The sequence below is a fragment of the Exiguobacterium sp. s160 genome (assembly GCF_018617575.1).
GTDB classification, from domain to species: domain Bacteria; phylum Bacillota; class Bacilli; order Exiguobacteriales; family Exiguobacteriaceae; genus Exiguobacterium; species Exiguobacterium aestuarii_A.
This window is the reverse complement of record NZ_JACSKK010000010.1, coordinates 29,947-53,508: the sequence shown is the minus strand read 5'-3', so window position 1 is coordinate 53,508 and position 23,562 is coordinate 29,947. Positions and strand designations below refer to the sequence as shown.

40 protein-coding genes are annotated in these 23,562 nt (G+C 46.8%); all 40 read right to left on the bottom strand.

Annotated elements, in window-relative coordinates:
• Positions 1 to 375: 375 nt before the first annotated feature.
• A complete protein-coding gene (locus tag KNO86_RS13810; protein ID WP_214697135.1) occupies positions 376 to 1,020 on the bottom strand; it encodes a KinB-signaling pathway activation protein in 645 nt (214 codons plus the stop codon).
• Between the two features lie 11 nt (positions 1,021 to 1,031).
• Positions 1,032 to 2,063: a P-loop NTPase gene (locus tag KNO86_RS13805; protein ID WP_074032486.1), complete on the bottom strand. Its 1,032-nt coding sequence runs from the start codon at positions 2,061 to 2,063 to the stop codon at positions 1,032 to 1,034.
• A gap of 134 nt (positions 2,064 to 2,197) precedes the next feature.
• Entirely contained in the window at positions 2,198 to 2,590 is a 393-nt protein-coding gene (gene rpsI, locus KNO86_RS13800; RefSeq protein ID WP_012727644.1) for a 30S ribosomal protein S9, read from the bottom strand.
• Between the two features lie 25 nt (positions 2,591 to 2,615).
• Positions 2,616 to 3,053 (bottom strand): 50S ribosomal protein L13, encoded by a 438-nt coding sequence (rplM, locus tag KNO86_RS13795; RefSeq protein ID WP_026824852.1) that lies wholly within the window; start codon positions 3,051 to 3,053, stop codon positions 2,616 to 2,618.
• 143 nt (positions 3,054 to 3,196) lie between these two features.
• Entirely contained in the window at positions 3,197 to 3,937 is a 741-nt protein-coding gene (truA, locus tag KNO86_RS13790; RefSeq protein WP_214697133.1) for a tRNA pseudouridine(38-40) synthase TruA, read from the bottom strand.
• The gene (locus KNO86_RS13785; protein WP_074032475.1) at positions 3,934 to 4,725 is read right to left on the bottom strand and encodes an energy-coupling factor transporter transmembrane component T family protein; all 792 of its coding nucleotides are present in this window, start codon (positions 4,723 to 4,725) and stop codon (positions 3,934 to 3,936) included. The genes truA and KNO86_RS13785 overlap by 4 nt, the downstream gene beginning before the upstream one ends.
• Complete coding sequence (locus KNO86_RS13780) at positions 4,722 to 5,600, bottom strand: energy-coupling factor transporter ATPase (RefSeq protein ID WP_214697131.1); 879 nt, start codon at positions 5,598 to 5,600, stop codon at positions 4,722 to 4,724. Before KNO86_RS13780 ends, KNO86_RS13785 begins: the two co-directional genes overlap by 4 nt.
• On the bottom strand, positions 5,576 to 6,412 hold the full coding sequence (locus KNO86_RS13775; protein WP_074032463.1) for an energy-coupling factor transporter ATPase: 837 nt from the start codon (positions 6,410 to 6,412) through the stop codon (positions 5,576 to 5,578). The genes KNO86_RS13780 and KNO86_RS13775 overlap by 25 nt, the downstream gene beginning before the upstream one ends.
• Before the next feature lie 69 nt (positions 6,413 to 6,481).
• Positions 6,482 to 6,835: a 50S ribosomal protein L17 gene (gene rplQ, locus KNO86_RS13770; protein WP_012727650.1), complete on the bottom strand. Its 354-nt coding sequence runs from the start codon at positions 6,833 to 6,835 to the stop codon at positions 6,482 to 6,484.
• Between the two features lie 24 nt (positions 6,836 to 6,859).
• Complete coding sequence (locus KNO86_RS13765) at positions 6,860 to 7,804, bottom strand: DNA-directed RNA polymerase subunit alpha (RefSeq protein WP_012727651.1); 945 nt, start codon at positions 7,802 to 7,804, stop codon at positions 6,860 to 6,862.
• A 92-nt stretch (positions 7,805 to 7,896) separates the two neighbouring features.
• The gene (rpsK, locus tag KNO86_RS13760) at positions 7,897 to 8,292 is read right to left on the bottom strand and encodes a 30S ribosomal protein S11 (protein ID WP_012727652.1); all 396 of its coding nucleotides are present in this window, start codon (positions 8,290 to 8,292) and stop codon (positions 7,897 to 7,899) included.
• A gap of 16 nt (positions 8,293 to 8,308) precedes the next feature.
• Positions 8,309 to 8,674, bottom strand: a complete 366-nt coding sequence (gene rpsM / locus KNO86_RS13755; protein ID WP_012727653.1) for a 30S ribosomal protein S13 — start codon at positions 8,672 to 8,674, stop codon at positions 8,309 to 8,311.
• 19 nt (positions 8,675 to 8,693) lie between these two features.
• A complete protein-coding gene (gene rpmJ, locus KNO86_RS13750; protein WP_003156543.1) occupies positions 8,694 to 8,807 on the bottom strand; it encodes a 50S ribosomal protein L36 in 114 nt (37 codons plus the stop codon).
• Between the two features lie 30 nt (positions 8,808 to 8,837).
• Positions 8,838 to 9,056, bottom strand: a complete 219-nt coding sequence (gene infA / locus KNO86_RS13745; protein WP_021066622.1) for a translation initiation factor IF-1 — start codon at positions 9,054 to 9,056, stop codon at positions 8,838 to 8,840.
• A gap of 105 nt (positions 9,057 to 9,161) precedes the next feature.
• The gene (gene map, locus KNO86_RS13740; protein WP_074032461.1) at positions 9,162 to 9,920 is read right to left on the bottom strand and encodes a type I methionyl aminopeptidase; all 759 of its coding nucleotides are present in this window, start codon (positions 9,918 to 9,920) and stop codon (positions 9,162 to 9,164) included.
• A complete protein-coding gene (locus KNO86_RS13735) occupies positions 9,917 to 10,567 on the bottom strand; it encodes an adenylate kinase (RefSeq protein WP_012727656.1) in 651 nt (216 codons plus the stop codon). The genes map and KNO86_RS13735 overlap by 4 nt, the downstream gene beginning before the upstream one ends.
• 79 nt (positions 10,568 to 10,646) lie before the next feature.
• Positions 10,647 to 11,936 carry a preprotein translocase subunit SecY gene (secY, locus tag KNO86_RS13730; protein WP_214697130.1) on the bottom strand — a complete coding sequence of 430 codons (1,290 nt, stop codon included), beginning with the start codon at positions 11,934 to 11,936 and terminating at the stop codon, positions 10,647 to 10,649.
• Complete coding sequence (rplO, locus tag KNO86_RS13725; protein WP_012727658.1) at positions 11,936 to 12,376, bottom strand: 50S ribosomal protein L15; 441 nt, start codon at positions 12,374 to 12,376, stop codon at positions 11,936 to 11,938. The genes secY and rplO overlap by 1 nt, the downstream gene beginning before the upstream one ends.
• Positions 12,377 to 12,407: 31 nt before the next feature.
• On the bottom strand, positions 12,408 to 12,593 hold the full coding sequence (gene rpmD / locus KNO86_RS13720; protein ID WP_012727659.1) for a 50S ribosomal protein L30: 186 nt from the start codon (positions 12,591 to 12,593) through the stop codon (positions 12,408 to 12,410).
• Positions 12,594 to 12,608: 15 nt separating this feature from the next.
• Positions 12,609 to 13,109, bottom strand: coding sequence for a 30S ribosomal protein S5 (rpsE, locus tag KNO86_RS13715; RefSeq protein ID WP_012727660.1), 501 nt, complete (start codon positions 13,107 to 13,109; stop codon positions 12,609 to 12,611).
• Positions 13,110 to 13,129: 20 nt separating this feature from the next.
• Complete coding sequence (gene rplR / locus KNO86_RS13710) at positions 13,130 to 13,492, bottom strand: 50S ribosomal protein L18 (RefSeq protein WP_214697128.1); 363 nt, start codon at positions 13,490 to 13,492, stop codon at positions 13,130 to 13,132.
• Between the two features lie 34 nt (positions 13,493 to 13,526).
• Positions 13,527 to 14,066, bottom strand: a complete 540-nt coding sequence (gene rplF / locus KNO86_RS13705; RefSeq protein ID WP_012727662.1) for a 50S ribosomal protein L6 — start codon at positions 14,064 to 14,066, stop codon at positions 13,527 to 13,529.
• Between the two features lie 33 nt (positions 14,067 to 14,099).
• Positions 14,100 to 14,498, bottom strand: coding sequence for a 30S ribosomal protein S8 (gene rpsH, locus KNO86_RS13700; protein WP_012727663.1), 399 nt, complete (start codon positions 14,496 to 14,498; stop codon positions 14,100 to 14,102).
• 31 nt (positions 14,499 to 14,529) lie between these two features.
• On the bottom strand, positions 14,530 to 14,799 hold the full coding sequence (gene rpsN, locus KNO86_RS13695; RefSeq protein WP_012727664.1) for a 30S ribosomal protein S14: 270 nt from the start codon (positions 14,797 to 14,799) through the stop codon (positions 14,530 to 14,532).
• 20 nt (positions 14,800 to 14,819) lie between these two features.
• Positions 14,820 to 15,359, bottom strand: coding sequence for a 50S ribosomal protein L5 (rplE, locus tag KNO86_RS13690; protein WP_012727665.1), 540 nt, complete (start codon positions 15,357 to 15,359; stop codon positions 14,820 to 14,822).
• Positions 15,360 to 15,391: 32 nt separating this feature from the next.
• A complete protein-coding gene (rplX, locus tag KNO86_RS13685) occupies positions 15,392 to 15,700 on the bottom strand; it encodes a 50S ribosomal protein L24 (protein WP_074032448.1) in 309 nt (102 codons plus the stop codon).
• Between the two features lie 36 nt (positions 15,701 to 15,736).
• Positions 15,737 to 16,105, bottom strand: coding sequence for a 50S ribosomal protein L14 (gene rplN, locus KNO86_RS13680; RefSeq protein WP_026824839.1), 369 nt, complete (start codon positions 16,103 to 16,105; stop codon positions 15,737 to 15,739).
• Between the two features lie 44 nt (positions 16,106 to 16,149).
• Positions 16,150 to 16,410 (bottom strand): 30S ribosomal protein S17, encoded by a 261-nt coding sequence (gene rpsQ, locus KNO86_RS13675; protein ID WP_012727668.1) that lies wholly within the window; start codon positions 16,408 to 16,410, stop codon positions 16,150 to 16,152.
• Positions 16,411 to 16,442: 32 nt separating this feature from the next.
• The gene (gene rpmC / locus KNO86_RS13670; RefSeq protein ID WP_012727669.1) at positions 16,443 to 16,646 is read right to left on the bottom strand and encodes a 50S ribosomal protein L29; all 204 of its coding nucleotides are present in this window, start codon (positions 16,644 to 16,646) and stop codon (positions 16,443 to 16,445) included.
• Positions 16,633 to 17,070, bottom strand: a complete 438-nt coding sequence (gene rplP / locus KNO86_RS13665; protein WP_012727670.1) for a 50S ribosomal protein L16 — start codon at positions 17,068 to 17,070, stop codon at positions 16,633 to 16,635. The genes rpmC and rplP overlap by 14 nt, the downstream gene beginning before the upstream one ends.
• A gap of 32 nt (positions 17,071 to 17,102) precedes the next feature.
• Complete coding sequence (gene rpsC, locus KNO86_RS13660; RefSeq protein WP_012727671.1) at positions 17,103 to 17,762, bottom strand: 30S ribosomal protein S3; 660 nt, start codon at positions 17,760 to 17,762, stop codon at positions 17,103 to 17,105.
• Between the two features lie 13 nt (positions 17,763 to 17,775).
• Positions 17,776 to 18,108, bottom strand: coding sequence for a 50S ribosomal protein L22 (rplV, locus tag KNO86_RS13655; RefSeq protein ID WP_012727672.1), 333 nt, complete (start codon positions 18,106 to 18,108; stop codon positions 17,776 to 17,778).
• Between the two features lie 20 nt (positions 18,109 to 18,128).
• Entirely contained in the window at positions 18,129 to 18,404 is a 276-nt protein-coding gene (rpsS, locus tag KNO86_RS13650; protein ID WP_012727673.1) for a 30S ribosomal protein S19, read from the bottom strand.
• Between the two features lie 66 nt (positions 18,405 to 18,470).
• On the bottom strand, positions 18,471 to 19,301 hold the full coding sequence (gene rplB, locus KNO86_RS13645) for a 50S ribosomal protein L2 (RefSeq protein ID WP_012727674.1): 831 nt from the start codon (positions 19,299 to 19,301) through the stop codon (positions 18,471 to 18,473).
• Between the two features lie 34 nt (positions 19,302 to 19,335).
• Positions 19,336 to 19,617 (bottom strand): 50S ribosomal protein L23, encoded by a 282-nt coding sequence (gene rplW / locus KNO86_RS13640; protein WP_026824834.1) that lies wholly within the window; start codon positions 19,615 to 19,617, stop codon positions 19,336 to 19,338.
• A complete protein-coding gene (gene rplD / locus KNO86_RS13635; RefSeq protein ID WP_012727676.1) occupies positions 19,617 to 20,240 on the bottom strand; it encodes a 50S ribosomal protein L4 in 624 nt (207 codons plus the stop codon). Before rplD ends, rplW begins: the two co-directional genes overlap by 1 nt.
• Positions 20,241 to 20,268: 28 nt before the next feature.
• On the bottom strand, positions 20,269 to 20,895 hold the full coding sequence (gene rplC / locus KNO86_RS13630) for a 50S ribosomal protein L3 (RefSeq protein ID WP_074032441.1): 627 nt from the start codon (positions 20,893 to 20,895) through the stop codon (positions 20,269 to 20,271).
• 62 nt (positions 20,896 to 20,957) lie between these two features.
• A complete protein-coding gene (rpsJ, locus tag KNO86_RS13625) occupies positions 20,958 to 21,266 on the bottom strand; it encodes a 30S ribosomal protein S10 (protein ID WP_074032438.1) in 309 nt (102 codons plus the stop codon).
• A gap of 377 nt (positions 21,267 to 21,643) precedes the next feature.
• Positions 21,644 to 22,153 (bottom strand): hypothetical protein, encoded by a 510-nt coding sequence (locus tag KNO86_RS13620; protein WP_214697126.1) that lies wholly within the window; start codon positions 22,151 to 22,153, stop codon positions 21,644 to 21,646.
• 108 nt (positions 22,154 to 22,261) lie between these two features.
• On the bottom strand, positions 22,262 to 23,449 hold the full coding sequence (gene tuf, locus KNO86_RS13615; RefSeq protein ID WP_214697124.1) for an elongation factor Tu: 1,188 nt from the start codon (positions 23,447 to 23,449) through the stop codon (positions 22,262 to 22,264).
• Positions 23,450 to 23,562: the final 113 nt, after the last annotated feature.

The window sequence follows — 23,562 nt, the reverse complement described above, 5'->3', positions numbered from 1 at the left end:
CGTCCTGAGCCAGGATCAAACTCTCCAAAGAATTTGATATAGCTCTTAAATTGACGAAGCTTGCGCTTCATTCAAAAATTGTAAAACTTATTTTTGCCTCATCGTTCAGTTTTCAAAGACCAATCGTTGTCGTGTTAGCGACTTTTTAATAATAGCGATTTGACTTGTGAAAGTCAACTACTTTTTATTATTTTTTTCGCTTTCTGATTATTGTTTCGTGAACAACATCAGCGACGTTTATTAATATATCAGCATCCTAAAAAACCGTCAACTGTTTTTCTAAAAAAACTTTATTTTTTTCTATTAACATCACTAAAAGAAAAAAACAGTCGTGGATCAACCCCTGACAAGGAGTAATCCACGACCGCTCGATCGTTAGGATGACTTAGAAGACATCTGCTTTTTTGTTTTCTTCTTCGCTGTTTCCGAAGAAGTCGGCTCTGCAACTTGTCCAGTCTGTTGGAAACGATGAAGCATCAATACTTGATAGGCGTTCGCAAACACGAGTGTCGCGAGTGCTGGCCAAAGTAATGGGATTTCATCAGTTGTTTGAAGCGCTGGAATCCATTCGATTAACGTAATCACCGTCATCAAGAAGAGTGTCGGAATGAAAGCACTCATATTCGTTTGTTTCGCCTTACTTACAGCAACTACCCAAGCGACAATTAATAGCACAGCCATCTCACCGATATAACGCCACATATGATCGTTCCCAAATGCGAGCATTCGTAAATAAACGGCATCAAAGATTGCGAAAGCAATCAGCAATACTTGAACACGATTCCATAGACGTGGTCCTCTAAACAAGTCGAGACCGACTCGGTGGATGATTAGGTAGGCGAAGAAGCCCATCATGCTGATCCCGGTCCATGTACTCGAGTAACTGAGTGCCGTGACAATTGCCTCCCAGGACTGACTGACCAAATAACCCGGGTTCGCCAATAAATTCATCAGGAACCCAAACAACGTCCCAAACACGAGCGTTGTCCAAAACAAACGTAAAAAACCTTGTACTTTCATCTCTCACCGATTCACCCTTCTATTTGTTGAATGACTGCTTGCGCCAACTCATCATACGTATGCTCAAACGGATGCCCATCACGATAGACAGATGGTGCAAAGTCTTCTTCGTTGTCATACGGCTGACCGAGTGGGATTTGAGCGAGGAGTTTACTCTTAAGTGCTTCTGAGAGTTTTTCTCCACCGCCATACCCAAATACGTATTCTTTCTCGCCTGTGACCTTACTTTCGAAGTAAGCCATGTTCTCAATGATACCTAACACTTTATGGTTCGTTTTAATCGCCATTGCTCCTGCACGGGCAGCAACGAAGGCTGCTGTAGCGTGAGGTGTCGTCACAATCAACTCTTGACATGATGGGAGCATAGAGTGGATATCGAGCGCGACATCTCCTGTTCCTGGTGGTAAGTCGAGCAATAGATAGTCAAGGTCTCCCCACTCCACATCATTAAAGAAGTTGTTGAGCATCTTCCCGAGCATCGGTCCGCGCCAGATAACAGGTGCATTATCTTCAACGAAGAAGCCCATCGAGATGACTTTTACACCAAATCGCTCAACTGGAATGATTTTTTCTCCACGAACGACTGGACGTTCTTCGATTCCGAGCATATCTGGGACACTGAAACCGTAAATGTCCGCGTCGATCAATCCAACTTTCTTCCCAGCACGTGCAAGCGCAACCGCTAAGTTGACGGATACTGTCGACTTCCCTACGCCACCTTTACCTGAAGCGATCGCGATAAATGTCGTTCCTGAATTCTCGCGAAGGATTGCTGGCTTCGTTGCCTCCTTCAAACTTTCATCGTTCAATGCTTCAAAGCGAAGCCCGACCGTCTTAAAGCCTTTCCCCTTGAGCAATGTGACGATCTCTTGTTGTAACTGAAGCTGTTCCCCGCTCCCTGTTTGTCCGAGTGCCACTTTTACACTGACGTAATCTTCTTTAATGCGGATGTCTTTGACTCCCGCTGTATCTCCAAGCGTTCGGTTGATCGTTGGATCAACGAGCCCCGCCAATTCCTCGCGTACTTGCTCTACTGTAAGCATATCGCTTCCCCCTTATAACTGTTTCGATATCAGTATATCAAAAAAAGCGTTTTCTTGACGGCTTTGGAATCGACTAATTCAAACAAAAAACTCTCCACCCGAAAGGATGGAGAGTTCGAACCACTTCGCGAAGATTAACGCTTCGAGAATTGTGGTGCGCGACGTGCTGCTTTAAGACCGTATTTTTTACGTTCTTTCATACGAGCGTCACGAGTTAAGAAGCCTTTTTCTTTGAGGCTTGGACGGAATTCTGGGTCCGCTTGAAGAAGCGCACGTGATACGCCGTGGCGAATCGCTCCAGCTTGTCCAGTGTATCCACCACCGTTAACGTTAACGATTACATCGTATTTACCTTCTGTTTCAGTCAATACGAGTGGTGATTTAGCCATCATGATCAAAGTCTCATGACCGAAGTATTCTGAGATATCGCGGCCATTTACAACAACTTTACCGTCACCTGCAACGAGGTGAACGCGAGCCACCGAGTGTTTGCGGCGGCCTGTTCCGTAGTAACGTACATCTGCCATCGTTTAGTTCCTCCCTGTGTCTCGATTAACCGCGAAGTTCGTAAACTTCTGGTTTTTGTGCTTCATGCTTGTGTTCAGTTCCAGCGTAAACGTGGAGTTTGTTGAATTGTTGACGACCGAGTGATCCTTTTGGAAGCATCCCTTTGATCGCGAGTTCAAGCATACGCTCTGGACGTTTTGCGAGAAGCTCTTTTGCAGTTTGTGATTTCAAGCCGCCTGGATGACCTGAATGACGGTAGTAAATCTTGTCATTCAATTTGTTACCAGTCAATTTGATTTTCTCAGCGTTGATGATGATGACGTGGTCTCCGCAATCAACGTGTGGTGTGAAAGTCGGCTTGTGCTTACCGCGAAGAAGTGATGCTACTTCACTAGTCAAACGACCGAGTGTTTTGCCTTCTGCGTCGATAAGGAGCCATTTGCGTTCTACTTCAGATGCTTTAGCCATGAATGTTGTGCGCATGTGGAATACCTCCTAAAATGTCTGTTCACTTAATTTTTTTGATGCTTTATCATAATCCTAGTTTACGGGGCTAAGATTGTGGTTCATCTCTAAATGTGAAAATGAAATGCCAATGAATATAATACGATTTTATAGAGGGAATGTCAATCTACTTTTTCATAATTCACATTCCATAAATACAAACCGTGTGGGGGCGCGGTAATCCCCGCCATACGGCGGTCTTTCGCTTCCAGCATTTCGGTGATGTCAGCCGGCTTATATTTGCCTCTCCCTACCTCAATGACCGTCCCTACCATGATACGTACTTGATTATATAAGAAACCAGAACCGACGAAACGGAATACGATCTCATCCCCCATTTCGAGCACTTCTGCTTCAAAGATGGTACGAACACGGTCCTCGACTTCCGCCTTTGTCACAGAGAACGATGTAAAGTCGTGGGTGCCGACTAGCCGCTCCATCGCCTCACGCATTCGATCAAGGCTAAGGTCATACGTCACCGTGGCAGCATAGTACCTTCTGAATGGATCCTCGGTCTTACGGATATGATAGCGATACTCTTTTCGCTTCGCCCCATATCGAGCATGGAACCCAGCATCCGCTTCTTCTGCTTGTTTGACGAGGATGTCGTCGGGCAGCATCGCGTTCAACGCTTTGACAAACCGCTCCGCCGGCATCTGTAACGAAGTGTCAAAATGAATCACTTGTCCTAAGGCATGGACACGAGCGTCTGTACGACCTGAGGCGACAATTTTGACGGGATGGCGATGCATTCGTGTTAGAACTGCTTCAATCTCCGCTTGAATCGTATTCCCATTTGGCTGTACTTGATATCCCGCGTAGTGTGTCCCGTCATAGGCAACTGTCAGTTTAATCCGTCTCATCCAATCCCTCTCAATCCGAACAATATGAGTGATAACGCGACAAAAATCAGCAGTACTGCTGTATCACGCGTCTGCCACTCCATCTCACGCAACCTCGTCCGTCCTTCACCCCCACGATACCCACGAGCCTCCATCGCCGTAGCGAGGTCCTCAGCGCGCTTAAACGCCGAGATGAACAATGGAATCAATAAAGGGATGACTCCTTTTAAACGAGACTTCCATGGACCGCTCATCAAATCAACGCCTCGTGCTTGCTGGGCTTTCATGATTCGGTCTGTCTCGTCTGCAAGAGTTGGTAAGAAGCGAAGCGAGATCGATAACATCAAGGCAATCTCGTGTGCCGGTACACGAATCCGCTCAAACGGTCGCAGACCCGCTTCAATCGAATCGGTCAATTCCATCGGTGTCGTCGTCAACGTGACGAGTGTCGTTAACATGACGAGATAGAAGAACCGGAGCGAGACGATCAGTCCCATCCGAATCCCTTCTGAGTAAATGGCAATCGGACCAAATTCAAAAAGGAGTGTCCCGTCACGATTAAATAATAACTGCAAGATCAACGTGAAGACGATCAAGAAAAGAATCATCCGCAACCCATTCCATAAATAACGCCACGATAGTTGTGATAGTTTCACCGCAAATAACGTGAACGCTAATAGAAACAAGTTCGTCCATAAGTTATCCGCTAAAAACACGACCGGGATAAATCCTAAAATAAAGAGTGTCTTCGCGCGTGCATCGAGTGAATGGAGCCAGGAATGACCCGGTATATATTGACCAATAATCATTCGGCTCCCCCTCTCAAGTGCTCTGCGATCCAATCCGCTAATTCGGCCTCCGTTCGTACGAGTGGAGTGACCGTTCCCCCAAAAACAGGCGCTAGATCACGGGCGAATCGGAGAACGTGCGGGATATCGAGCTGGAGACGACGTACGAGAGCTTCATCCTGAAACAACTCAAACGGATCGCCATCGAACGCTACCTGTCCACGCTCCATCACGACGACGCGTTCCGCGTAAGTGAGCACGTCATCCATATCGTGAGAAACAAGAATCAGCGTTAGATTCAGCTCTTCTCGTAATCGTTTAAATAATGCCAGCATATCTCGTCTGCCGATTGGATCAAGACCAGCTGTTGGTTCGTCGACGATGAGGACGTCGGGGCGGCTCGCTAAGACGCCCGCAATTGCGACGCGACGCATTTGCCCCCCGGAAAGGTCAAATGGAGAACGGTCCCATAGTGATTCATCTAAACCGACGAGACGAAGTGCCTCATGGGCACGCTCTTTTGCTTCGGCATCTGTCGCGCCAAAGTTGCGCGGACCGAACATGACGTCGCGTTCGACCGTCTCTTCAAACAATTGGTGCTCAGGATATTGAAAGACGAGCCCAACGCGACGCCGAAGCGGCAAGAGATTTTGTTTTTTATCACGACGCGTTCGAATCGGTGTGACTGTGATGTCATCGACCACGACACGTCCATCAGTCGGTCGTAATAATCCGTTCATATGTTGAACGAGCGTTGATTTCCCCGAGCCTGTATGCCCAAGAAACGCAACAAGCGCTCCCGACGGAATGGTTACATTCACATCGCGCAGCGCGGTTCGTTCAAACGGAGTATTCATTTGATATTGATATGTTACTTCTTCAATGCGTATCGGCATAGATGGTTCACCAACTCCGAATGTTGTAGCATCAGACGATCGAGTGGAATGCCACGTGCCTTCAGTTCGAGTTGCATCCTGACAATGAACGGGACATCCAATTGAATGTCACGAAGCTGATCGGGATGTTGAAACACGTCCTCAGGTGTACCGGTCATCGCAATCTTACCTTTCGATAATGCAATGATACGGTCGGCAAACAACACTTCGTCGAGCTCGTGTGTAATGGCGACAACGGTCATCCCTTCTGAGACGAGCTGTCGTACCGTTTGTAATACCTCTTGTCGCCCAATTGGGTCGAGCATCGAGGTCGCTTCATCGAGCACGAGGACACGCGGGCGCATTGCGAGAGCCGCAGCTATCGCAACGCGCTGCTTTTGTCCACCGGATAACTGATGCGGTTCACGGTCCGCTAGTTCCGATAATCCAACGCGCGCTAGACTGTCATCAATTCGACGAACCATTTCTTGACGTGGAAGTCCCATGTTTTCGAGAGAAAATGCCACATCATCGCGCACGGTCGCCCCGACAAATTGATTGTCGGGATTTTGAAAGACGACCCCGATCCGCGTTCGAACATCCCACACGTCTGCGGCGTTCGATGGATCGAGTGTCTCGACGCGGACTTCCCCCTGTTCAGGAATAAGAAGTCCGTTCCACAACTTCGTCAGTGTCGACTTACCAGAACCATTATGGCCGACAATCGCAAGCCATTCCCCTTTATATACATCGAGCGACAGGCCGTTAAGTGCCGGCTCAGATTGTCCAGGGTAATGAAATACGACGTCCCGTACCATAATTTGTGATTCCATAGGTCGACTCCTTTCTGATGTGGAAACAGGGCAATACGTCACCGCATGCCCTGTTGACTGCCTAATGAATTAGACGAGTTCGATGATTACAACTTCTGCACCATCACCGCGGCGTGGGCCGACTTTCATGATGCGCGTGTATCCACCTTGACGTTCAGCGTAGCGTGGAGCCACGTCTTCGAACAATTTTTGGATTGCGTCTTTTTCTCCAGCGTTCTCCTTACGAACGAATGAAGCTACTTGACGACGGGCATGAAGATCGCCACGTTTCCCAAGAGTGATCAATTTTTCAACGACTGGGCGAAGTTCTTTCGCTTTTTGTTCAGTTGTTTGAATGCGCTCGTTGATGATTAGGTCAGTTGCAAGATCACGCAAAAGCGCCTTGCGTTGCGAGCTTGTACGGCCAAGTTTCGAATAAGCCATTACATTTCCCTCCTTCGGTTGAACTTAGTCTTCTTTACGCAAGCCCAAACCGAGTTCGTCCAACTTGTGTTGAACTTCTTCGAGTGATTTACGTCCGAGGTTACGAACTTTCATCATCTCTTCCTCTGATTTGTTTGCGAGTTCTTGAACAGTGTTGATGCCAGCGCGCTTCAAGCAGTTGTACGAACGAACTGAGAGATCGAGTTCTTCAATCGTCATTTCGAGTACTTTTTCTTTTTGGTCTTCTTCTTTCTCGACCATGATTTCTGCGTTGAGAGCCTCATCTGTCAAACCAACGAAGATGTTCAAGTGTTCAGTCAAAATTTTTGCTCCTAATGATACAGCTTCTTCCGGACGAATTGAACCATCTGTCCACACGTCTAATAAAAGCTTATCAAAGCTAGCGTCTTGACCGACACGTGTTTTATCTACTTCGTAGTTCACGCGTTGAATCGGTGTATAGATCGAATCGATTGGAATGACCCCAATCGGCATATCATCACGTTTGTTATCTTCTGCCTGGACGTAACCACGACCACGGCGAGCAGTCAAACGCATGCGAAGCGTCGCATTGTCAGCGAGAGTCGCGATGTGGAGCTCAGGATTCAAGATTTCAACGTCGCTATCATGGGTAATGTCTGCCGCAGTGACAGCACCGGCACTTGAAACGTTAATCTCAAGCGTTTTCTCTTCTTCCGAGTACACTTTGAGTGCTAACTTCTTGAGGTTTAGTACGATTTGAGTAACGTCTTCGACGACACCGTCAATCGTAGAGAACTCGTGAAGCACGCCATCGATTTGAACCGCTGTTACCGCTGCACCTGGGAGCGATGACAATAGAATTCGACGTAGTGAGTTACCGAGAGTAGTGCCATATCCACGTTCAAGCGGTTCTACTACGAATTTACCAAACGTAGCGTCCTCGCTGATTTCGACCGTTTCGATCTTTGGTTTTTCAATCTCGATCATCTGAACCCCTCCTTGAGTATATCCTGCCGTGCAGTTTGAACTGCTAAAGTATAAGCTGTCGTGCTAGGTAAACCCCTCACACGTTCAAGCGATTATACGCGGCGACGTTTCGGAGGGCGGCAACCGTTGTGCGGAACTGGAGTTACGTCACGGATTGCAGTAACTTCGAGACCAGTAGCTTGGAGCGCACGGATAGCCGCTTCACGTCCAGCACCAGGACCTTTAACGTTAACTTCTACTGTACGCATACCGTTGTCCATTGCAACTTTCGCTGCAGTTTCAGCAGCCATTTGTGCTGCGAACGGAGTCGATTTACGTGATCCTTTAAATCCAAGGTTACCAGAAGTAGCCCATGAGATCGCGTTACCTTGCGTGTCAGTGATTGTAATGATTGTGTTGTTGAATGTAGAACGGATGTGTACCACACCGACTTCAACATGTTTTTTAACTTTACGTTTAGAACGTACGTTTTGCTTACGTTTCGCCATTGTTCAATTCCCTCCTTTACTTCTTCTTGTTCGCTACTGTACGGCGTGGGCCTTTACGAGTACGCGAGTTGTTCTTCGTGTTTTGACCGCGAACAGGGAGACTACGGCGATGACGGATACCGCGGTATGCGCCGATCTCGATCAAACGTTTGATGTTAAGTGAAACTTCACGACGAAGGTCACCTTCAACTTTGATTCCGTCAATTGCTTCACGGATACGGTTGAGTTCATCTTCAGTAAGGTCGCGTGTGCGTGTCTCTTCAGAAACGTTAGCAGCCTTCAAAATTTCTTGTGCTTTTGTTTTACCAATACCATAGATGTATGTGAGCGAAATAACGATACGTTTTTCGCGTGGAATATCTACACCAGCAATACGTGCCATGTGTGCACCTCCTCTGAAATTAACCTTGTTTTTGTTTGTGTTTCGGGTTTTCGCAAATTACCATTACTTTACCCTTACGGCGAATAACTTTACATTTTTCGCAAATCGGTTTTACCGACGGTCTTACTTTCATGAGTATACCCTCCTCCTGGAAAAATCGGAGTTACTTATAACGGTACGTAATCCGCCCGCGAGTCAAGTCGTATGGAGACAACTCAACAGTTACGCGGTCACCTGGAAGGATCCGAATGTAGTGCATCCGAATTTTCCCTGAGACGTGCGCGAGCACCGTGTGGCCGTTTTCTAACTCCACTTTAAACATTGCGTTCGGAAGTGGTTCGACAACAGTGCCTTCCACTTCAATGACATCTTGTTTCGCCATCATTTATTCCCCTTTCTATATGAAGATCTTTAGGAGCACAGACGATCTATTGCCATCTACTGTGAGAGAAGGATCCAGAATGGATCAGTATGAAACAATAGAGCCTCATTCACCGGAATCGAGTTTCGTTAAAATCTCGTATCCATCGTCTGTGATGGCGATGGTGTGCTCAAAGTGGGCGCACATGCTACCGTCCACTGTGACAACTGTCCAGTTATCAGCCAGTGTTCGAACATAGCGTTGACCAGCATTAACCATTGGTTCAATAGCTAACGTCATCCCAGTCTTCAGGCGCGGCCCTTTCCCCGGTGGACCATAGTGTGGAATTTGCGGTTCTTCATGCAAATTTTGTCCAACACCATGACCGACGTATTCGCGGACGACAGAGAAATCGTGTGATTCAACATATGCTTGAATCGCATGAGAAATATCTGTCAATCGCCCTCCAGCCTTGGCGTGCTCCAATCCTTTATACAGACTTTCTTCGGTTACGTCAAGTAGCCGCTGTGTCTCTTCTGAGATTGTTCCCACTGGATAAGTCCAAGCGGAATCTCCATGGTATCCATTATAGTAGGCACCGATGTCGATTGAGATAATATCTCCATCTTTCAATACCCGTTTTCCTGGAATGCCATGAACAAGCTCTTCATTCACCGAAGCGCAAACACTACCGGTAAAACCGTTATAGCCTTTAAACGATGGCGTCGCACCTTGGCTGCGAATGTAATCTTCCGCAATCTGGTCGAGCTCAAGCGTCGTGATTCCTGGTTTTATGTGCTGTTTGAGCACCTGGTGCGTTCGAGCAACAATTTGCCCAGCCTCACGCATAATCGCAATTTCACGAGGCGTCTTCGTGATGATCATTCAGTATCACCGAGTAATGCTTTGACATCGGCATATACGACATCGATTGGACGATCTCCATCCAATGTACGAAGATACCCTTTTTCAGCGTAAAAGTCAATGAGTGGTTTCGATTGCTCGATGTTGACGTCAAGGCGACGGCGAACCGTTTCCTCTTTATCGTCTTCACGTTGCATGAGAGCCGACCCATCCACATCACAGATGCCTTCCACTTTTGGTGGGTTGAAGATCACGTGATATGTCGCACCACATGTTGGGCAGATCCAACGACCTGTCAAACGTGGAACGAGAATTTCCGCATCCACATCGATGTTGACGACGTGGTCAATCTGTTTCCCCAAATCTTTAAGCAAACTTTCGAGTGCCTCTGCTTGAGCAACAGTACGCGGGAATCCATCAAGTAAGAAGCCTTTTTCAGTGTCATCTTGGCTAAGACGTTCGCGTACGATTCCGATTGTTACCTCATCCGGTACGAGTTCGCCTTTATCCATGAATGACTTGGCTTCTTTACCGAGTGGCGTTCCGCCTTTGATTGCCGCACGAAACATGTCGCCTGTCGAAATGTGAGGGATTTGGTACTCTTCTACGATTTTAGCAGCTTGAGTCCCTTTCCCAGCACCCGGTAAGCCCATGAGTACTAGATTCATCTCGGTTAGCCTCCAGTTTTGATTTTCACGAAGGGCTTGTAAACACGACAGGAAGGAAGGGTCAACCCTTCCTTCCGCTTTAACGGATAAAGCCTTTATAGTGTCGTTTTACAAGTTGACTCTCGATTTGTTTCATCGTTTCGAGGGCTACCCCGATGACGATCAATAAGCTCGTTCCTCCGATTTGAACGGAAGTTGGAAGACCGGCAAGCTTAATGAAGATTGTCGGCATGATCGCCACGAGCGATAAGAAAATCGCTCCGAAGAAAGTCAATCGATACAGCAACTTCGTGATGTACTGTTCTGTTTGCGCCCCAGGACGAATCCCAGGAATATAACCACCTTGCTTCTGCAGGTTTTCTGCCATCTGCTCTGGGTTGACCTGAACAAATGTATAGAAGTAAGAGAACGCAATGATTAACGCAACGTAAATCGACATTCCGATTGGCGCCGTCGTGTCAAAGTACGTCTGTAATTTTTGCGTTGTCTCTGGAGAAGCAATGAAGCTTGCAACAGTTGGTGGTGTTACCATGAAGGAAATCGCGAAGATAACCGGGATAACACCTGCAGCGTTTAGTTTGATTGGCAAGTGCGTCGACTGACCGCCCACTGGGGTACGGTTTGCCGTGCGTTTTGCATATTGGATTGGAATTTTGCGTGCCGCTTGTTGAACATAAATGATCCCAACCGTCACAGCCAAAATGACAAGGGCCAATACAACCAAGTAAACGATGTTAATGAACAATGCATCTCCAGCGTTTTGGAGTTTTGTTTCATAAATCTGCGTAAAGATTCTTGGGAACCCAGCGACGATACCAGCGAAGATAATGATGGAAATACCATTCCCAACACCTTTCTCCGTTGTCATCTCACCAAGGAACATCAAGAACGCTGTACCCGCAGTGAGTACAATCGCGATCACAAAGTAAGTTGCCGTTCCCCATGTTTCATTGACGAGACCTGGGTAGAGGCGGTTAAATCCAAACGACAATGAAGTCGCTTGGACAAAGCCTAAGATGATCGTCCCATAGCGCGTGACCGTCGCTAACTTTTTACGGCCCGCCTCTCCTTGTTTTGCCCATTCGGCAAACTTTGGAACGACGTCCATTTGTAAAAGTTGCACAACGATCGATGCCGTAATGTACGGCATGATCCCCATTGCGAACAAGGAGAAGTTCTGTAAAGCATTTCCTCCAAACAAGTTCAAGAAGTCAAGAAGACCTCCTGAGTCAAAACGCAACACATCCGTATTCACCATCGGCACCGGGATATGAGCCCCGATGCGGAAAATGATGATGATTGCGAGTGTGAAGAGAATACGCTGTCGAATATCTTTCACGCGCCACATATTGGAGATCGTCTGAAACATCAGATCACCTCAACTGTACCGCCAGCTGCTTCGATTGCTTCTTTCGCTGCACCCGAGAACTTGTTGGCTTTTACAGTCAATTTAGTTTCAAGCTTGCCGTTAGCAAGGACCTTGATTCCGTCTTTAGCAGAGCTGACTACACCAGTCTCGATTAAGAGTTCTGGAGTAACTTCAGTACCTGCTTCGAAACGGTTAAGCGTGTCTAGGGAAACAACCGCGTACTCTTTACGAGTTGGGTTGTTGAAACCGCGTTTTGGAAGACGACGGTAAAGTGGGTTTTGTCCACCTTCGAATCCTGGACGAACGCCACCGCCCGAACGAGCTTTTTGACCTTTGTGTCCACGGCCAGAAGTTTTACCGTTACCAGTCGCCATACCGCGACCGACACGGTTACGTTCGTGACGTGAACCTGGAGTTGGCTTCAATTCATGGAGTTTCATAGTGGCACCTCCTTATTTATTAAAATCTTTATTATTCGTTGATTTCTTTTACAGTCACAAGGTGCGACACTTTATTGATCATACCGCGCATCGCGACGTTGTCTGGGACAACGACCGTTTGATGCATTTTGCGAAGACCGAGTGTACGTACAGTAACACGCTGACCTTCCGGACGACCAATTGTGCTGCGTGTGAGGGTGATTGCGAGTTTCGCCATGTCTAGTTCCCTCCCTTAGTTAAGAAGTTCTTCTACGCTTTTACCACGTAGTTTAGCAACTTCCTCTGCTTTTTTGAGCTCAGTCAAGCCCTGTACCGTCGCACGGACGATGTTGATCGGTGTGTTTGAACCTAACGATTTCGAAAGGATGTCACCTACACCTGCAAGTTCGAGCACCGCACGAACTGGACCACCAGCGATAACCCCAGTACCTTCAGAAGCTGGTTTCATGAATACACGACCTGCTCCGAATACTCCTGTGATTTCGTGTGGAATTGTTGTACCAACCATAGGTACTTGTACCATGTTTTTCTTAGCGGCTTCAATAGCCTTGCGAATCGCTTCTGGCACCTCTTGTGCCTTACCTGTACCGAAACCGACGTGACCATTTTTGTCACCTACGACTACGAGAGCAGCAAAACGGAAGCGGCGGCCACCTTTTACGACTTTCGCGACGCGGTTTACGGTAACAACGCGTTCTTCAAGTTGTTCCATGTTAACGTCTAACTGGCGCATCGAGTGTCCCCTCCTTTTTATTAGAATTTAAGACCTGCTTCACGAGCTGCTTCTGCAACAGCTTTGACGCGGCCATGATAGAGGTATCCACCACGGTCGAACACAACTGTGTCGATACCTTTCTCGAGTGCACGTTCTGCAGCAAGTTTACCAACAGCTGTCGCTGCTTCAACGTTACCGCCATTTGTAAGATCGAGAGCTTTATCTTTCGAAGATGCAGACACAAGCGTTGTTTGTGACGCGTCATCGATAAGTTGAACGTAAATGTGCTTGCTCGAACGGAATACGTTCAAACGTGGACGAGCTGCTGTCCCCGAGATCGTACGACGTACGCGAGCATGACGTTTTTTACGAACTGCATTTTTATCTGCCTTTGTGATCATTTATGCCACTCCTTTCCGTTCATTTCGTGACGAATTACTTACCAGTCTTACCTTCTTTACGGCGAATACGTTCATCAGAGTAACGAACACCTTTACCTTTGTAAGGTTCTGGAGCACGGTACGAGCGGATTTGAGCAGCAACGTGACCGACGCGCTCTTTGTTAATCCCTTTTACGATGATTTGCGTGTTTGAAGGAACTTCGATTTCGATACCTTCCTCAGCAACGTACTCGATTGGGTGCGAGTAGCCGAGGTTGAGGACGAGTTTGTTACCTTGCTTCGTAGCACGGTAACCAACCCCCGAGATCTCAAGTGTTTTTTGGAATCCGTTCGACACACCTTGTACCATGTTGGCAATAAGGGCACGTGTCGTACCGTGAATTGTGCGGCTTTCTTTCGATTCGTCTGGACGAACAACCGTCAATTCGTTCTCTTCAACTTTGATTTCCAATGCCGGGTTAGCTGAAAGCGAAAGTTCACCTTTAGCACCTTTTACTGTGACCGTGTTGTCATTAGCAACTGTTACAGTAACGCCAGCAGGAATCGTAACTGGTTTTTTACCAATACGTGACATTGATTACACCTCCGTTCTTGTTAGAAAAGTGACTTACCAGATGTAGGCGATCACTTCGCCGCCGACTTGTTGTTGGCGAGCTTCTTTATCAGTCATAAGACCTTTAGATGTCGAAAGAACTGCGATTCCGAGTCCTCCGAGTACTTTAGGCACTTCATCAGCTTTTGCGTATACGCGAAGACCTGGTTTCGAAATACGTTTGAGACCAGTGATTACACGTTCGTTGCTTGCTCCATATTTAAGGAAAAGACGAAGTGTACCTTGTTTAGCGTCCTCGATATATTCAACATCGCGAATGAAACCTTCACGCTTAAGGATTTCAGCGATCTCACGTTTAATGTTCGAAGCTGGAAGCTCCATTTTTTCATGGCGAACCATGTTAGCGTTACGGATACGTGTAAGCATATCTGCAATAGGGTCTGTCATTACCATGCGATGTACCTCCTTTCACACTGTTAGTGGATTACCAGCTTGCTTTTTTAACACCAGGGATTTGACCTTTGTATGCAAGATCACGGAACTTGATACGGCTGATCCCGAATTTACCCATGTAACCATGCGGACGACCTGTGATGCTGCAACGGTTGTGCAAGCGTACAGGTGACGAGTTACGTGGCAATTTGCTGAGTCCGATATAATCGCCTTCAGCTTTCAACTTCGCACGCTTTTCAGCGTACTGGGCAACGAGTTTCTCGCGTTTAAGTTCGCGATTCACCATTGACTTTTTAGCCATGTTGTCGACCTCCCTCTAGATTATTTTTGGAATGGCATACCGAGAAGTGTGAGCAATTCACGTGCTTCTTCGTCTGTGTTTGCTGTTGTAACAACAACGATGTCCATACCGCGTACTTTAGATACTTTATCGTAATCGATCTCAGGGAAAATAAGTTGCTCTTTCACGCCAAGCGTGTAGTTACCGCGTCCGTCGAATGCTTTCTTCGATACACCGCGGAAGTCACGTACACGTGGAAGTGAAACAGTTACCAATTTGTCGAGGAAATCGTACATACGCTCGCCACGAAGTGTAACCTTCGCACCGATTGGCATACCTTCACGAAGCTTGAAACCAGCGATTGATTTCTTCGCTTTCGTTACGAGTGGTTTTTGACCTGAAAGAATTGTTAATTCTTCAACTGCCATGTCAAGTGCTTTCGAGTTCGAAACAGCATCACCTACACCCATGTTGATGACGATCTTTTCGATTTTCGGTACTTGCATGACCGAGTCATAGTTGAATTTATCCATCATCGCTTTCACGATGTCGCTTTTATACTTCTCTTGCAAACGGTTCATAGTCGAATGGACCTCCTTTCGTCACGTTCTTCTTATTTATCGAGTGATTCGCCCGATTTCGCGACACGAACTTTTTTACCATCGACTACTTTGAAACCAACACGAGTTGGTTTGCCAGTTTTAGGGTCGAGTGGCATTACGTTCGAGACGTGAATTGGTGCTTCGATCTCAAGGATCCCGCCTTGTGGATTCGCTTGTGAAGGTTTTGAGTGTTTTTTCATCACGTTTACGCCTTCAACCACTACGCGGTTTTTGCTTGGCATAGCTTTGAGGATAACCCCTTGCTTGCCTTTATCTTTACCAGACATTACCTGGACTGTATCGCCTTTTTTAACATGCATCGTTTGCGCACCTCCTTATAGGATTGAAATTGGAAATTAAAGTACTTCCGGTGCCAACGAAACGATCTTCATGAATTCTTTTTCACGAAGTTCACGTGCAACTGGCCCGAAGATCCGTGTGCCGCGTGGGCTCTTGTCATCTTTGATAATGACTGCTGCGTTCTCATCGAAACGGATGTACGAACCATCTTTACGACGAGCGCCGCGTTTTGTACGAACGACAACTGCTCTGACAACGTCACCTTTTTTAACAACGCCACCTGGTGTTGCTTGTTTTACCGTAGCGACGATAACGTCACCGATGTTTGCAGTCTTACGACCAGAACCACCGAGAACCTTAATTGTCAACAGTTCACGCGCGCCAGAGTTGTCTGCTACTTTCAAGCGAGATTCTTGTTGAATCATGCGAGTGTACCTCCCTCCGGATGTTTAATAAATCCGAACTGTTATTAGATGATTACTGATTCTTCTACTACTGTTACAAGACGGAAACGTTTGTCTTTAGAAAGAGGACGTGTTTCCGCGATGCGAACGATATCGCCCACTTTAGCGACGTTGTTCTCATCGTGTGCTTTATATTTCTTCGTGTAGTTTACACGTTTGCCATAAAGTTTATGACGAACCTTTGTTTCTACTGCGACGACGATCGTTTTGTCCATTTTGTCAGACACGACGCGACCAGTGAACACTTTACGGTTGTTGCGTTCCATGAGTGTTACCTCCTCTCAAGAATCCGATGTAATTAGCCGTTGTTGATGCCGAGTTCGCGTTCACGAAGAATCGTTTTAGCACGCGCAATCGACTTGCGTACTTCACGGATACGAGCAGGATTCTCAAGCTGACCTGTAGCAAGTTGGAAGCGAAGGTTAAAGAGTTCTTCTTTCCACTCGCCCACTTTACCGTTGAGCTCTTCAGTTGTTGATTGACGGAGATCAGTTGCTTTCATTCGTATCACCACCATTTTCTTCACGTTTCACGAACTTACATTTTACTGGAAGTTTGTGCGATGCAAGACGAAGTGCCTCACGTGCCACTTCCTCAGATACACCTGCGATTTCGAACATTACTTTGCCAGGCTTAACTACAGCTACCCAGCCTTCTGGAGCACCTTTACCCGAACCCATTCGGACTTCGAGAGGCTTTTTAGTGTACGGCTTGTGTGGGAAGATCTTGATCCACACTTTACCACCACGTTTCATATAACGTGTCATTGCAATACGTGCTGATTCGATTTGACGGTTTGTAATCCAGCTCGCTTCGAGAGCTTGGAGACCGAACTCACCGAAGTGTACAGTTGTGCCGCGTTTAGCATTCCCGCGCATTTTACCACGGTGTACACGACGATATTTCACGCGTTTAGGTAACAACATAGTGTGTTGCCTCCTTCCTGAAAGAGTGTTTATTATTCAGCGTTTTTCGCTGTGTTGTTTTTTGTTGGAAGAACTTCACCGTGGTATAACCAAACTTTTACGCCGATTTTACCGTAAGTTGTGTCAGCTTCAGCTGTTCCGTAGTCGATGTCGGCACGGAGTGTGTGAAGTGGAACTGTTCCTTCCGAGTATTTCTCTGAACGAGCGATATCAGCGCCACCAAGACGACCAGAAACTTCTGTTTTGATCCCTTTGATGCCAGTACGCATCGAACGTTGAATTGATTGTTTCATTGCACGACGGAATGATACGCGACCTTCCAATTGACGAGCAATGTTTTCTGCTACAAGCTTCGCAACAGCGTCAGCGTTTTTCACTTCAACAACGTTGATGTGAACGCGTTTTCCGTCAGCGATTTTTGTAATGTGTTTACGGAGTGATTCGATTTCAGAACCACCTTTACCGATTACCATACCTGGCTTCGCAGTGTGAAGCGAAATGTTCACGCGGTTTGCAGCGCGTTCGATTTCAACTTTAGAAACACTAGCATCCTTCATTTTGTTTTCGATGTATTCACGAATAACGAAGTCTTCATGAAGGAGATCAGCGTAGTCTTTCTCAGCGTACCAACGCGAATCCCAGTCTTTGATAACACCAACGCGAAGACCGTGCGGATTTACCTTTTGACCCACTACATATCCCTCCTTATTTCTCAGTTACCACGATGTGGATGTGGCTTGTGCGTTTGTTAATACGGCTTGCGCGACCCATCGCACGTGGGCGGAAGCGTTTGAGTGTTGGACCTTCGTTTACGTAAGCTTCTGTTACAACGAGGTTCTCAATGTTCATATCGTAGTTGTGCTCTGCGTTAGCAATCGCTGATTTTAATACTTTTTCAACGACTGGCGATGCTGCCTTGTTCGTGTGAGCAAGGACAGAGAGCGCTTCGCCGACTTGTTTCCCGCGAATTAAGTCTACAACGAGACGTGCTTTGCGAGGAGCAAGACGGACCATATTAGCTGATGCTTTAGCTTGCATGGATTTGACCTCCCCTCAAATTACCGTTTCGTTTTCTTGTCTGATCCGTGACCTTTGTACGTGCGTGTTGGAGCGAATTCACCAAGTTTGTGACCAACCATGTCTTCTGTCACGAATACTGGTACGTGTTTACGACCATCGTGCACACCGAACGTGTGACCCATGAATTCTGGGAAGATCGTCGAGCGACGTGACCAAGTTTTGATGACTTGCTTCTCACCAGATTCGTTGAGTTTGTCAACTTTAGCGAGCAAGTGGTGATCTGCGAATGGACCTTTTTTTAAGCTGCGACCCATGTTAGAACCTCCCTTTGGAATGATTCGGGAACGGCCCTTTCGAACCGCCCGAGAATCATGTAGTAATTATTTCTTACGGCGACGAAGGATGTACATGTCGCTCGATTTGTTTTTCTTACGAGTCTTAAGACCAAGAGCTGGTTTACCCCAAGGAGTAAGTGGGCCCGAACGACCGATTGGCGCACGACCTTCACCACCACCGTGTGGGTGATCAACCGGGTTCATGACAGAACCACGTACTGTTGGGCGTTTGCCTAACCAACGTGAACGTCCTGCTTTACCGATGTTTACGAGTTCGTGTTCTTCGTTACCAACTGAACCGATTGTCGCGCGGCAAGTGCCGAGGAACAAGCGTGATTCACCTGATTGAAGACGAACGATGACGTACTTGCCGTCACGTCCTTGGATTTGTGCCGATGCACCAGCCGCACGAACAAGCTGACCGCCTTTACCAGGCTTAAGCTCGATGTTGTGGATTGTTGTACCGACAGGGATGTTTACGAGTGGAAGAGCGTTCCCCACTTTGATATCCGCTTCAGGACCAGACATGATTTCCATGCCTACTTTGATGCCCTTAGGAGCGAGGATGTAACGTTTCTCACCATCTACATAGTTGATGAGTGCGATGTTTGCTGAACGGTTTGGATCGTATTCGATCGTTGCTACGCGTCCTGCAACGCCATCTTTGTTACGTTTGAAATCGATGATACGGTATTTACGCTTGTGACCGCCACCTTGGTGACGAACAGTCAAGCGACCTTGGTTGTTACGTCCGCCTTTTTTCGAAAGCTTTTCAGTTAACGATTTTTCAGGGCGATTCGTTGTGATCTCTGCAAAGTCGAGAGATGTCATGTTACGACGACCGTTAGTGGTCGGCTTAAACTTTTTGATTGCCATCGAGGATTCCCTCCTTTTCTTCTAAGGTAGTTAATTAACCGAGGAAGTCGATTGTGTTGCCTTCTGCAAGAGTTACGATCGCTTTTTTACGGCGAGCTGTGTAACCAGCGTGACGACCGACACGTTTCGCTTTCGGTTTGTAGTTCATTGTGTTTACCGAAGCAACTTTCACATTGAAGATTGTTTCGATAGCGTGTTTCACTTGCGATTTAGTCGCTTTTACGTCGATTTCGAAAACGTATTTGTTAGCTTCCATGAGGCTAACTGAACGCTCAGTGATAATCGGACGTTTGATGATATCGTATGCTTGAGCCATTATGCAAGCACCTCCTCTACCTTCGCAACCGCATCTTTAGTGAAGATGACTTTGTCGTTAGCAACGAGGTCAAGAACGTTTACGCCTGCTGCGTCGATCACAGTCACTCCTGGGATGTTACGAGCTGCGAGAGCGATAGTCTCATTGTAGTCCGCTGTGACTACAAGAGCCTTACGTTCTACTGATAAGCTGTTGAGTACAGCAGCCATATCTTTTGTTTTTGGTGCATCGAAAGCAAGGCCTTCGAGGACGATGATTTCGTTGTTTTGTACTTTCGACGAAAGAGCCGAGAGAAGTGCTAAACGACGAACCTTCTTAGGAAGTTTGTAAGAGTATGAACGTGGTGTTGGACCGAAGACTGTACCACCACCAACCCATTGTGGTGAGCGGATAGAACCTTGGCGCGCACGACCAGTTCCCTTTTGTTTCCATGGTTTACGGCCGCCACCGCGTACTTCCGAGCGACCTTTCGTATCGTGAGTACCTTGACGGCGTGATGCTTGTTGCATGACGATTGCGTCGTAAAGTACTGATTCGTTTGGCTCGATTCCGAAGATGGCTTCTGCCAATTCGATTTCGCCAACTTGTGAACCTGTTTGGTTAAGCAAAGCTACTTTAGGCATTCGTAATTCCTCCTTTCCGTGCAGTTAATTAGTTACCTTTGACCGCTGATTTGATGATGACGTTCGATTTACGAGCGCCTGGGATAGCACCTTTCACGAGGAGAAGGCCGCGTTCCACATCAACTTTAACGATTTCAAGGTTTTGAATTGTTTTACGCTCTCCACCCATTTGACCAGGAAGAAGTTTCCCTTTGAATACGCGGTTAGGAGCGACAGGACCCATCGAACCAGGACGACGGTGGTAGCGCGAACCGTGAGCCATTGGTCCACGTGATTGTCCGTGACGCTTGATCGCACCTTGGAATCCTTTACCTTTCGATGTACCTGTAACGTCTACTAATTCACCTGCAGCGAAAATGTCTGCCTTAATCTCTTGACCGATTTCGTATCCTTCTACTGAAGTACGAACTTCTTTGATGAAGCGCTTAGGTGTCGCGTTTGCTTTCGCAGCGTGACCTTTTGATGGTTTGTTTTGACGTGATTCTTTGATGTCTCCGAAACCAAGTTGAACTGCTTCGTAACCGTCTGTATCAACTGTTTTAAGTTGAAGAACGACGTTACCTTCTACAGCAACTACTGTTACCGGTACAACTTCGCCTGCTTCGTTGAAGATTTGAGTCATACCAAGTTTTGTTCCTAAGATTCCTTTAGCCATGAGATACACCTCCTGTTAAATAATTAATTGTCTCTTCTGGCTAGTATCTACTATATGAAGAATTAAAGTTTGATTTCGATGTCTACACCTGATGGTAACTCGAGACGCATAAGCGAATCGACTGTTTTCGGTGTTGGGTTTACGATGTCGATCAAGCGTTTGTGTGTACGCATTTCGAACTGCTCACGAGCATCTTTGTACTTGTGAACCGCACGAAGGATCGTGTAAACCGATTTTTCAGTTGGGAGCGGGATTGGACCCGATACCTTTGCACCTGAACGCTTCGCAGTGTCAACGATCTTCTCAGCTGATTGATCGAGAACGCGATGGTCATATGCTTTTAAACGAATACGAATTTTTTCATTTGCCATGTTTGTTTCCCTCCTTTGTCGCCTATTTTAAAAATAGACAATTCTCCGCGGAAATTTCCACACCGGCCATGGCAATGCTGCCTGGCGTGTCATAACCTCCCGCTTCAACGCAGCGTGCTTGTGTCAGCAGAGGCATCCGATCATTGCAAATCAACGATTGGACCCATTTTCTGCTGTAAAGTCTCTCACCACTCGCACAAACACTTAATCATTATATCTAATCTGGTCATGGAATGCAAGATTAGATTTTTGAAGTTGCTGGTTGTCTGATGAGTTGCTCAACGTTCCCTAATGTAACAAGATTCGCGAGCTTTTGCAAGAGAAAATTCATTCTTTTATTGAACTATTTTTCAAACGAAGTCCCATGTCAACTCGACCTAGCGTTTCATCATCTCTCCAAATCGCTCCGTTACCCCTTCTACGACCGATTGTGGGGCTCTTCTTAAACACGCATGAACAATTCCTTCATTTATATCGTGTGTCTCAAAATAGCGAGCCAGACGCGTCAGTTTATCCTCTCGACCGATGACTGTATAAAGGACAATCCATTCTTCGAGGTGCATCCAGTTCCCTTCTGCTTCTATATAAGGATGTGTATAGATGCCGTCAGTACACTTCATGCGAAAACTGGACATGACATCTACGTCGGTCCCCTCGAAAACATACTCCCCAAAGTACGTCGTCAAGTATGCCTCATGTGGTTCAGATGATTGTTTCTCTCCGGCACGACTCAAGATCTGGTCTAACCGTTCAAACTGATCGGGCTCTACGAAAACATCAATGTCATTCGTTTCGTCGACAATGCCATGATGCTTTAACAGTTGCGAACCACCGATACGATATGCGATTCCATTCAAGCGACAAACCGTCTCTAATTGTTTCAACATGACGTCACTCCTTTCTCGTATGCTTCATCTTACCACGCTCATCCAGAAACACAAAAAAGCAGCCCGCATATTGCGGACTGCTTGAAGTTGTTCAGTTGAATCAATCGATTACTCGATGATTTCTGTTACTGAACCAGCACCTACAGTACGGCCACCCTCACGGATAGAGAAACGTGTACCGTCTTCGATCGCGATTGTAGAAATCAATTCGATCGTCAACTCGATGTTGTCTCCTGGCATTACCATTTCAGTACCTTCTGGAAGGTGAACGATACCTGTTACGTCAGTTGTACGGAAGTAGAACTGCGGGCGGTAGTTCGCGAAGAATGGCGTGTGACGGCCACCCTCTTCTTTAGAAAGAACGTAGATTGATGCTTTGAATTTTGAGTGTGGTGTGATTGAACCTGGCTTAGCAAGTACTTGTCCACGCTCGATGTCGTCACGTGATACACCACGGAGAAGTGCACCGATGTTGTCGCCAGCTTCAGCATAGTCAAGAAGCTTACGGAACATCTCTACACCAGTACATACAGTTTTCTTAGTTTCTTCTGTAAGACCAACGATTTCGATCTCGTCGTTGACGCGGAGAACACCACGCTCAACACGACCAGTCGCTACAGTACCACGACCAGTGATTGAGAATACGTCCTCAACAGGCATCATGAAGTCTTTGTCTGTGTCACGAACTGGTTCTGGGATGTACTCATCAACAGCGTTCATGAGTTCCATAACTTTTTCTTCCCACTGAGCTTCACCGTTAAGTGCGCCAAGTGCAGAACCTTTGATTACAGGGAGGTCGTCGCCTGGGAAGTCGTATTCAGAAAGAAGTTCACGGATTTCCATTTCAACGAGTTCGAGGAGCTCTTCGTCGTCTACCATGTCAACTTTGTTCATGAAGACTACGATGTAAGGAACACCTACTTGACGTGAAAGAAGAATGTGCTCACGTGTTTGTGGCATTGGGCCATCTGTTGCAGATACAACGAGGATCGCGCCGTCCATTTGAGCAGCACCAGTGATCATGTTTTTAACATAGTCAGCGTGTCCTGGGCAGTCAACGTGTGCGTAGTGACGCTTGTCAGTTTCGTACTCGATGTGAGCTGTTGCGATTGTGATACCGCGCTCGCGCTCTTCTGGAGCACCATCGATTTGGTCAAACTTAGTAGCTGTTTTACCTTGTGCACGTGAAAGTACAGCAGAGATTGCTGCAGTCAAAGTTGTTTTACCGTGGTCGACGTGGCCGATTGTACCAACGTTAACGTGCGGTTTAGAACGGTCGAATTTTTCTTTACCCATTCTAGATTCCTCCTCTATTAAACGATTAGTTTTTATTTAACTAGGAAGACGTAGGTTACTTTTAACATACGTCCTCCTTAGCTTACAACAATCAATCTAGCGATACAACCGTT

Bases quoted from the DNA above. Each gene is read 5' to 3' on its own strand.
- KNO86_RS13810 (WP_214697135.1), bottom strand. From the start codon at position 1,020: ATGAAAGTACAAGGTTTTTTACGTTTGTTTTGGACAACGCTCGTGTTT.
- KNO86_RS13805 (WP_074032486.1), bottom strand. From the start codon at position 2,063: ATGCTTACAGTAGAGCAAGTACGCGAGGAATTGGCGGGGCTCGTTGAT.
- rpsI (WP_012727644.1), bottom strand. From the start codon at position 2,590: ATGGCAGATGTACGTTACTACGGAACAGGCCGCCGCAAACACTCGGTG.
- rplM (WP_026824852.1), bottom strand. From the start codon at position 3,053: ATGCGCACAACATTCATGGCTAAAGCATCTGAAGTAGAACGCAAATGG.
- truA (WP_214697133.1), bottom strand. From the start codon at position 3,937: ATGAGACGGATTAAACTGACAGTTGCCTATGACGGGACACACTACGCG.
- KNO86_RS13785 (WP_074032475.1), bottom strand. From the start codon at position 4,725: ATGATTATTGGTCAATATATACCGGGTCATTCCTGGCTCCATTCACTC.
- KNO86_RS13780 (WP_214697131.1), bottom strand. From the start codon at position 5,600: ATGCCGATACGCATTGAAGAAGTAACATATCAATATCAAATGAATACT.
- KNO86_RS13775 (WP_074032463.1), bottom strand. From the start codon at position 6,412: ATGGAATCACAAATTATGGTACGGGACGTCGTATTTCATTACCCTGGA.
- rplQ (WP_012727650.1), bottom strand. From the start codon at position 6,835: ATGGCTTATTCGAAACTTGGCCGTACAAGCTCGCAACGCAAGGCGCTT.
- KNO86_RS13765 (WP_012727651.1), bottom strand. From the start codon at position 7,804: ATGATCGAGATTGAAAAACCAAAGATCGAAACGGTCGAAATCAGCGAG.
- rpsK (WP_012727652.1), bottom strand. From the start codon at position 8,292: ATGGCGAAACGTAAGCAAAACGTACGTTCTAAACGTAAAGTTAAAAAA.
- rpsM (WP_012727653.1), bottom strand. From the start codon at position 8,674: ATGGCACGTATTGCTGGTGTAGATATTCCACGCGAAAAACGTATCGTT.
- rpmJ (WP_003156543.1), bottom strand. From the start codon at position 8,807: ATGAAAGTAAGACCGTCGGTAAAACCGATTTGCGAAAAATGTAAAGTT.
- infA (WP_021066622.1), bottom strand. From the start codon at position 9,056: ATGGCGAAACAAGATGTCATTGAAGTGGAAGGCACTGTTGTCGAACCA.
- map (WP_074032461.1), bottom strand. From the start codon at position 9,920: ATGATCATCACGAAGACGCCTCGTGAAATTGCGATTATGCGTGAGGCT.
- KNO86_RS13735 (WP_012727656.1), bottom strand. From the start codon at position 10,567: ATGAATCTAGTACTCATGGGCTTACCGGGTGCTGGGAAAGGGACTCAA.
- secY (WP_214697130.1), bottom strand. From the start codon at position 11,936: ATGTTTCAGACGATCTCCAATATGTGGCGCGTGAAAGATATTCGACAG.
- rplO (WP_012727658.1), bottom strand. From the start codon at position 12,376: ATGAAACTCCATGAATTGAAGCCAACTCCAGGTTCACGTCACGAACGT.
- rpmD (WP_012727659.1), bottom strand. From the start codon at position 12,593: ATGGCGAAACTCGCAATCACCCTCACACGCAGCACAATTGGTCGTCCG.
- rpsE (WP_012727660.1), bottom strand. From the start codon at position 13,109: ATGCGCCAGTTAGACGTTAACATGGAACAACTTGAAGAACGCGTTGTT.
- rplR (WP_214697128.1), bottom strand. From the start codon at position 13,492: ATGATCACAAAGGCAGATAAAAATGCAGTTCGTAAAAAACGTCATGCT.
- rplF (WP_012727662.1), bottom strand. From the start codon at position 14,066: ATGTCACGTATTGGTAAAAAACCAGTTACGATTCCTGCTGGCGTTACT.
- rpsH (WP_012727663.1), bottom strand. From the start codon at position 14,498: ATGGTAATGACAGACCCTATTGCAGATATGCTTACACGTATCCGTAAC.
- rpsN (WP_012727664.1), bottom strand. From the start codon at position 14,799: ATGGCTAAAAAGTCAATGGTGAATCGCGAACTTAAACGCGAGAAACTC.
- rplE (WP_012727665.1), bottom strand. From the start codon at position 15,359: ATGAACCGTTTGCAAGAGAAGTATAAAAGCGACATCGTGAAAGCGATG.
- rplX (WP_074032448.1), bottom strand. From the start codon at position 15,700: ATGCATGTTAAAAAAGGCGATACAGTCCAGGTAATGTCTGGTAAAGAT.
- rplN (WP_026824839.1), bottom strand. From the start codon at position 16,105: ATGATTCAACAAGAATCTCGCTTGAAAGTAGCAGACAACTCTGGCGCG.
- rpsQ (WP_012727668.1), bottom strand. From the start codon at position 16,410: ATGGAACGCAACAACCGTAAAGTGTTCACTGGTCGCGTCGTGTCTGAC.
- rpmC (WP_012727669.1), bottom strand. From the start codon at position 16,646: ATGAAAGCAACTGATCTCCGTCAATCAACAACTGAAGAGCTCAACGGT.
- rplP (WP_012727670.1), bottom strand. From the start codon at position 17,070: ATGTTGTTACCTAAACGCGTGAAATATCGTCGTGTACACCGTGGTAAA.
- rplV (WP_012727672.1), bottom strand. From the start codon at position 18,108: ATGCAAGCTAAAGCATCAGCTAATATGGTCCGTCTTGCTCCTCGCAAA.
- rpsS (WP_012727673.1), bottom strand. From the start codon at position 18,404: ATGGGTCGCAGCTTAAAAAAAGGTCCATTCGCAGATCACCACTTGCTC.
- rplB (WP_012727674.1), bottom strand. From the start codon at position 19,301: ATGGCAATCAAAAAGTTTAAGCCGACCACTAACGGTCGTCGTAACATG.
- rplW (WP_026824834.1), bottom strand. From the start codon at position 19,617: ATGGCTCAAGCATACGATATCATCAAACGTCCGATTATCACTGAGCGT.
- rplD (WP_012727676.1), bottom strand. From the start codon at position 20,240: ATGCCTAAAGTAGCTTTGCTTAACCAAACAGGTTCACAAGTTGGCGAA.
- rplC (WP_074032441.1), bottom strand. From the start codon at position 20,895: ATGGCTAAAGGAATCTTAGGAACAAAACTTGGTATGACTCAAATCTTC.
- rpsJ (WP_074032438.1), bottom strand. From the start codon at position 21,266: ATGGCAAATGAAAAAATTCGTATTCGTTTAAAAGCATATGACCATCGC.
- KNO86_RS13620 (WP_214697126.1), bottom strand. From the start codon at position 22,153: ATGTTGAAACAATTAGAGACGGTTTGTCGCTTGAATGGAATCGCATAT.
- tuf (WP_214697124.1), bottom strand. From the start codon at position 23,449: ATGGGTAAAGAAAAATTCGACCGTTCTAAACCGCACGTTAACGTTGGT.